Annotated in this window: 6 protein-coding genes; 3 read left to right on the top strand and 3 right to left on the bottom strand. The window is 68.9% G+C overall.

Translation table 11 applies throughout. The annotated features are described in order from the left end of the window. The first annotated feature begins 80 nt into the window (after positions 1-80). Both G7043_RS31735 and G7043_RS48695 read left to right on the top strand, forming a co-directional pair. The gene (locus tag G7043_RS31735) at positions 81-1,088 is read left to right on the top strand and encodes a hypothetical protein (protein ID WP_166051977.1); all 1,008 of its coding nucleotides are present in this window, start codon (positions 81-83) and stop codon (positions 1,086-1,088) included. 35 nt (positions 1,089-1,123) lie between these two features. Further along, positions 1,124-1,996 carry a tetratricopeptide repeat protein gene (locus G7043_RS48695; RefSeq protein ID WP_166051979.1) on the top strand — a complete coding sequence of 291 codons (873 nt, stop codon included), beginning with the start codon at positions 1,124-1,126 and terminating at the stop codon, positions 1,994-1,996. Positions 1,997-2,007: 11 nt separating this feature from the next. Here the strand turns inward: G7043_RS48695 and G7043_RS31745 are convergent, their stop codons facing one another. The 3 genes from G7043_RS31745 to G7043_RS31755 all read right to left on the bottom strand — a co-directional run bounded on the left by G7043_RS31745 (position 2,008) and on the right by G7043_RS31755 (position 5,682). Continuing rightward, on the bottom strand, positions 2,008-2,820 hold the full coding sequence (locus G7043_RS31745; RefSeq protein ID WP_242642894.1) for a metallophosphoesterase: 813 nt from the start codon (positions 2,818-2,820) through the stop codon (positions 2,008-2,010). Between the two features lie 145 nt (positions 2,821-2,965). After that, positions 2,966-5,041: a HelD family protein gene (locus G7043_RS31750; RefSeq protein ID WP_242642895.1), complete on the bottom strand. Its 2,076-nt coding sequence runs from the start codon at positions 5,039-5,041 to the stop codon at positions 2,966-2,968. 89 nt (positions 5,042-5,130) lie between these two features. Further along, positions 5,131-5,682 (bottom strand): GNAT family N-acetyltransferase, encoded by a 552-nt coding sequence (locus tag G7043_RS31755; RefSeq protein ID WP_166051983.1) that lies wholly within the window; start codon positions 5,680-5,682, stop codon positions 5,131-5,133. Between the two features lie 185 nt (positions 5,683-5,867). Here G7043_RS31755 and G7043_RS31760 point away from each other — a divergent pair, with 185 nt between their 5' ends. Further along, entirely contained in the window at positions 5,868-6,113 is a 246-nt protein-coding gene (locus tag G7043_RS31760; RefSeq protein WP_166051986.1) for a DUF2630 family protein, read from the top strand. Positions 6,114-6,271: the final 158 nt, after the last annotated feature.

Consider the following 6,271-nt stretch of genomic DNA (forward strand, 5'->3'; position numbering starts at 1 on the left):
GCGGTTACCTCCACATCGTTCCGACGCCCCACCGCGTTGCACCGCACGACACGCGGACACCGGCATGGGAGGGTGAAGCGGTGGACACCGCTGAAACCCTGGGGGCTGTGGCACATCCGGGCGGCTTGCTGGTCAGCCGGCCGGAACTGACCGTGGGTGTCGTGCGTGCGGTGTCCCGGCTCTCGGGTTTGGAGATCGAGCTGCTGACCCGCCGTCCACTGGATCGGCGTAGCGCGACCGAACGGCAGCAGGACATCCGCGCCGGCCGATCGAGCCAGCCGACGGTCGCGTCCCGCCGGTTGCTGCCGCCGTACGACGAGGGCATCGACCTGCGCGTCGGCTGGCTCGATCACGCCGGTCATGCGCACTGGGAATTCGCCACGTCTTCGTCGTCGAGCAGCGGCGACCACTTCCTCGGCACGTCCGGTCCGACCTACCGGGCTGCGTTCCGGTTTCCGCCGGCGTTCGACGAGATGTCGCTCGTGCTCGCCTGGCCGGAGATCGGCTTCCCGGAAACGATCATCACCATGCCGCTACCCGACCGGGCCACCGTCGAGCGAGCCACGGCCTCGATCTGGCAGGCACCGCTGGAAGTTCTTTCCGTGCCGGAAGGGTTGACCCACCACGCCGACCGCCGCCACGACGCACCGGCCATCGAAGCGGGCACGATCGTCGCGCCACTCCGAGTGCTGCACCGCGATGATCACCGCGTGGCCGTCGTGCTCACTCGGCTGACCGCCATGAACTCCGTGCTGTCCATGGAACTGCTCAGCATCGCCGAGGGCGATTCCGCGGACGCGATCAACGCCCACGTGTTCACCCCCGCCCGACGAGCCTCGAGAGCGCTGGACGACCCAGCCCAGATCCGGGTGGCGGGCAATGGTGCCTCTGTGGCAGTCGTCCGAGGACACGAGGCCTTCTGGATCCGGCCGGGTGACGGCTCCTCCTCCGGAGGCGACCAGAGCTTCTCCTGCCTCCAGGAGTTCACCCTGGACCGCCCGCACGACGACCTGCTCGACCTCATCGTGGCCTGGCCTCTTGCCGGACTCCGCGACGTGCGAGTGCAGATCTCCCTCAACCCGAGTTGAACACATCGAACGGGCGGGTCGGCCATGATGCTGGTGTGCCGGGTCGAGGGTGGGTGGTGTCGGGTGACCACAACGTGCTCGCTGAACGCGGTGGGATCGCGGTTGGTCAGGTGCACGTCGAGCATCACCACCACGCCGCCGAACCCGTCCGCGTGCCGCGGCAGTTGCCCTTGCCCGGCAAGGACTTCGTCGGGCGGGAGGCGAACCTGCAGGACCTGGACGCGAAGCTGCTGTCGCCGGGTGCGTCCTGGCCGCTGCTGTTGACCGGAAGTCCGGGGGTGGGCAAGACGACGCTGGCGCTGTACTGGGCGCACCTGCGGGCGGATCGGTTTCCTGACGGCCAGCTGTACGCCGGCCTGCAGGGATTCACCCCCCGGCGGTTCGAGGGGATCGTGCTGAGCAACGTGGCGATGAGCTACGTCTACATCGGACGGTTCGACAAAGCGTACGGGCTCTTCGAGGACAGCCTGGCGGCCGCGCGCGAGGTCGGTGACCGGCACGCCGAGGCCTGGGCGTTGACCAACCTCGGAGCGGCGCAACGCCACAACGGCGTGCTCGACGACTCGCTGTCGGCGTTGCGACGTGCGGCTGAGATCCGCACCGCGATCGACGACCTCGACGGCGAGGCGTGGACCCGTGCCGAGCTCGGTCGGACCTGCTCCGACCTGGGGCTGTCCGACGCGGCCGAGGCGGCGTTCGAAAGGTCCATCGCGCTGCATCTGGCGCACGGCAACACTTACGGTCGGGCCAGGGCACTCGACCAGCTGGGCCAGCATCTCCTGCGAACCGGCCAGTACGCCCGCGCGCGAGAGGTCTGGGAGGAGGCGCTGCCCCTCTTCACCGCACTGCGCGGGTCCGACGCTGCCCGGCTGCGGTTGACCCTCGCCAGCCTCAGGGATTTCCAGTGAGCCCGAGAACCTCAGGCTGGTGCGGGCATTGCGTGGACTTCGGCGTTGTCGAGGATCAGTGGCTGCCAGCTGGTGGCGCCGGTGCGGCCGTGGCGGGGGTCGACTCCGATGAACAACCGCCCGCCGACGCGCACCCGGACGTGGCGTGCGGGCCAGTCGGCGGTGGCGCGCTGGCGGATTCGGCCGTCGCACTGCCAGCGCTGGTCGCCGAAGTGCACGATCGTGGAGTGGCCGTGGATCTGGCCGAACGGGACGATGCCTTCGTAGCGCATCCACGGTTCGTGCAGTGCGGCACCGGATTCTGCCCACAGCGGGCCTGCTTGTTCATCGCGGGCATGTGCACCCATGTACCAGATCAGCTCAGGGCGTTCGTTGAGCAGGTATGCCGCTCGCGCGGCCGATGCCGGCTCGCCCAACTGCCGCCAGGCCGCGAGCGTCAGCCCTGCGTGAGTCAGCAAGAACTCCTCGCCATTTGCCGTGATGGCTGCAGCGACCTGCATTCGTCCGTCAGCCCACCACTCCCGCAACGTTTCCACGCCTCGTCGGGGGAGGGGCTCAGGCCAGAAGATGGTCGAGCCGGGCAGGTACTGCGCCTCGTGATTGCCTGCCAGTTGCACCCAGCGTTCGGTGAGGAGCGGCGCGACGGTGTCGAGGACGCCAAGGCTGTCCGGGCCGCGGTCGACCAGGTCACCGACCTGGATCACGAGCAGATCGGACGGCAACTGCCCAATCTCGGCTTGCAGTTCCCGCAGCACCTTCCGCAGCTGGTCTGCGTGCCCTCCGACGTCGCCGATGACAGCAACTCTGGTCATGACCACCCCCATCACACAGTCTCCACACTACGGAACACGCCCGCTCGGGAGATGCGGCGGCAGAACCGGTTCCCCCCTCGAACGGCCCCCCGTGATCTGCCGCCGCGGTGACCAGGGTGCGCGGCCGGTGTCGTCCGAACACATCAGAATCGTGGAATCACCAGGTCCTGGGCGTGTCCGACGCCGAGCAGGATTCGAGTTCCCGCATGGCCGCGAGTTCGGGAGGCGGTGGGCCGAGGTGCACGACGCCCAGCCGGTGGGTGGCTCTGGTCATGGCCACGTACAGGTCGTTGTGGCCGAGTGGGCTGGTGAGGACGGTCGCCGGGTCGATGATCAGCACCGAGTCGAACTCCAGCCCTTTGGCCTGGTCAGGGGTGAGCAGGACGATGCTGTCGGTCAGCTCCGGCGGAACGGTGAGACACGACGTCGCCGCCAGGAGATCGATGTGTGGTGCCGGGGCGATGATCGCGAGTTGGCCGTCGGTGTGCGTTCGGCTGAGTTGGGCGATCACGTTGGGCAGGTCGGCGTGGGTCGTGCGGACGCGCCACGGCGTGTGGCCGGTGGAGCGGACCGACTGGGGTGGACGCATTCCGGGGTGGTGAGCGGCGAGCAGGTCGGCGGTGGCGGCCATGATCTCCGCCGGGGTGCGGTAGTTGACGGTGAGCCGGGCGAGGCGCCAGCGGTCGTCCAGGTGCGGGCGCAGCACGCGTTCCCAGGACGCGGTGCCTGCTGGATTTCCGGTTTGGGCGAGGTCACCGACGATCGTCATCGATCTGGCGGGACAGCGCCGCATCACCATTCTCCAGTCCATTTCGGACAGTTCTTGAGCTTCGTCGACGATCACGTGCCCGAACGTCACCACGTCTTCGCTCTGACCGATCAGGGCGGCGGCCTCGTCCAGCAACGGGATGTCCGCCACGCTCCAGTCGGCCTGCACGTCGAGCAGGTCCGACACAACGCGTTCCGGACTCAGCGGCGGCCACAGTTCGTCGAGCGCGACCTGGACGTCGGCGTCGGCGAGCAGTGCGTTCCGCAGCGCGGCCTTGTCGGTTTCGTCCAGCAGGTTTCTCGGGCCGTCGTCCTGGCCGATCACGACACCCGCGGCCGCCAACGCGCGCAGGTCGGCTTCGCCCAGCCGGCCGTCGGGACTGCCGCCGTCGATCGCCTCGCCGGTGTCGGTGAGCACGACAGCCTCCATGCGGTCGGCCAGGCGCTGTGCCAGGACGTCCACGATCTCCCGCTGAAAGACCAACCTGGCCTGGTTGTGCGGCAACCCGGTCTGCCTGGCCCTGTGCACGGCGCGGCGACAGGTTCGCGGGTCGAGGCGCAGCACCTGTTGCTCGAACTCGACGTCGACCGGCTCGCCGGGCATCCGCACCCGCGACCGCACCGCGGCCGCCAGCCGGTCGGCCATGCTCGCCCGGCCCTTGAGTTCGGCGGTCTCCGGCGGGTCCACTCGGCTGACACCGAAGCGCGGACACAGGTCTGCGATGGTTGCCGTGACCACGCTGTTCTCGCCGAGGCCAGGCAGCACCTGGCCGATGTAGTCGAGAAAGATCTGGCTGGGCCCCACGACCAGAACACCGCGGGCGCGCAGGTGCTGGTGCCGGTAAAGCAGGTAGGCGGCCCGGTGCAACGCGACAGCCGTCTTGCCCGTGCCCGGACCACCCTGCACCACCAGCGCTCCGCGGTACTCGTCCCGGATGATCCGGTCCTGCTCGGCCTGCAGCGTCGTCACGATGTCGCGCAACCGCCCGGTTCGGTCCGCGGTCACCGCCGCCAGCAACGCGGCCTCCCCGACCAGGCTGTCATCGCCGGCAGCGTCTGGGGCCAGCAGTTCGTCGTTCAACGCGACGACAGTCCGGCCTTTCGTGGTGATGCGGCGTCGTCGTCGGACGCCTTGAGGCGCGGCCGCGGTCGCCGTGTAGAACGCCTGGGCCGCGGGAGCGCGCCAGTCCACCAGCAACGGCTCGTCGTCCTCGACCCGGAACAGGCCCAGCCGCCCCAGATAGACGCGGCGACCGTCGTTCAGGTCCAGTCGCCCGAAGCACAATCCCTGTTCCACCGCGTCCAGACGGTCTACTTCCGCCTGCCACACCGCTGCCGCGTCCCGGTCCTCGCCGATGTGCTGCACGGCTGCCAAGCGCGCTGCGGCGTCTCCGCGCATGGCGTCCACACGGGCGTACAAGACCAGCAGGTATTCCTGCTCAATGTCGATTTCACGGCCAGTCAAACCGCTGCGCTCCCCACGGATCCGTGATCAGTGGCACCGAGGGTGCGCGGTGAAATCGGGGAAGAACAGTCTTGTTCTTTCCGGCCGCCTCAGCCGCTCAGCGGTGTGCGCACATGCCGGTGTGCGCTGTTCGGGAAAGCGGGAGGCGCGGCCGGCAGCAGATCGTGCAGGAGATAGCCGCACTTCTCCGCCACCCGGCAGGAGGCGTGGTTGTCCTTCGCGTGCAGCAAGTCCAAGCGGGTCAGCTGGACCAGGTCCTGCCCGCCCAGCGCCCAGCGCGACACGGTGTCCAGGGCACGGGCGGCGACGCCTTGACGCCGGGCCGCGGCCGCGGTCCAGTAGCCGACCTCTGCCACGCCTCCGGTCCCGGCTTTCACCACCACGTGGCCGATGGGCGGTTCGTCGTCGTCTTCGTCGGCCACCACGGCGAAACTGAACCGCGTTGCGGAGGCCCAGCCGGCGGCTTGTACGTCCAGCCACTGCCGGGCAGCGGGCTCGTCGGCCAGCGACGTGGCCAGCCAGCGGCGCAGCGCCGGGTCACGATGCGCCGTGAGCAGTGCCGGCAAGTCGTCCAGCCGCCACGGGCGCAACCGCAGGGCGTCTGCAGACTCGGTCTTCGGCACGGACAGCGTGATCGTCATGGTCGCCCATTCTGCGCTGTCGGGCAGGTAACGGTGCCCTCGCCGCCCTACCAGGGCAGCGGGAACTGGGACCGCCAACGGGTTCACCGTCGCCAAGCCGACACCAGGCGCGGAGGGGTTTGTCTTCGCCACCAAGAAATAGCGGCCAAGGCGCACCCACTGGCGTTTCGACGTAGAGTCCTGGGATGACCGACGAATCCGTGCTGGGCCGCATCAACGAGCTGGTCGACGAGGAGCACAAGCTGCGCGAACGCGTCGTGGCCGGCGAGATCTCCTCCGCCGAGGAGAAAGACCGCTTGCGCGCCCTGGAAGAAGCTCTCGACCAGTGCTGGGACCTGCTGCGGCGGCGGCGCGCGGCCAGGTCGCAGGGCGAGGACGCGGACGACGTTCCCGCTCGTTCCGTCGGTGAGGTCGAGGGCTACCTGCAGTAGCCGTTCTCCAGCTTTCGCACGTGCGCCACTGGGACATTTCCCGGTGGCGCATTTTTGTGTCTCGCCAGCAGCGGTGGAGTGATCTGGATCCCGTTGCCCTAGGGGTCGCTTAGGGGGATCGACGGCAGGGATTCCTGGACAGGCTTGGACGCACCGAG

This window comes from Lentzea alba (genome assembly GCF_011067745.1).
GTDB classification, from domain to species: Bacteria; Actinomycetota; Actinomycetes; order Mycobacteriales; family Pseudonocardiaceae; genus Lentzea; species Lentzea alba.

Excerpts from the sequence above, each read along its gene's own strand:
- G7043_RS31745 (WP_242642894.1), bottom strand. The coding sequence starts at position 2,820 with ATGGGGGTGGTCATGACCAGAGTTGCTGTCATCGGCGACGTCGGAGGG.
- G7043_RS31760 (WP_166051986.1), top strand. The coding sequence starts at position 5,868 with ATGACCGACGAATCCGTGCTGGGCCGCATCAACGAGCTGGTCGACGAG.
- G7043_RS31755 (WP_166051983.1), bottom strand. The coding sequence starts at position 5,682 with ATGACGATCACGCTGTCCGTGCCGAAGACCGAGTCTGCAGACGCCCTG.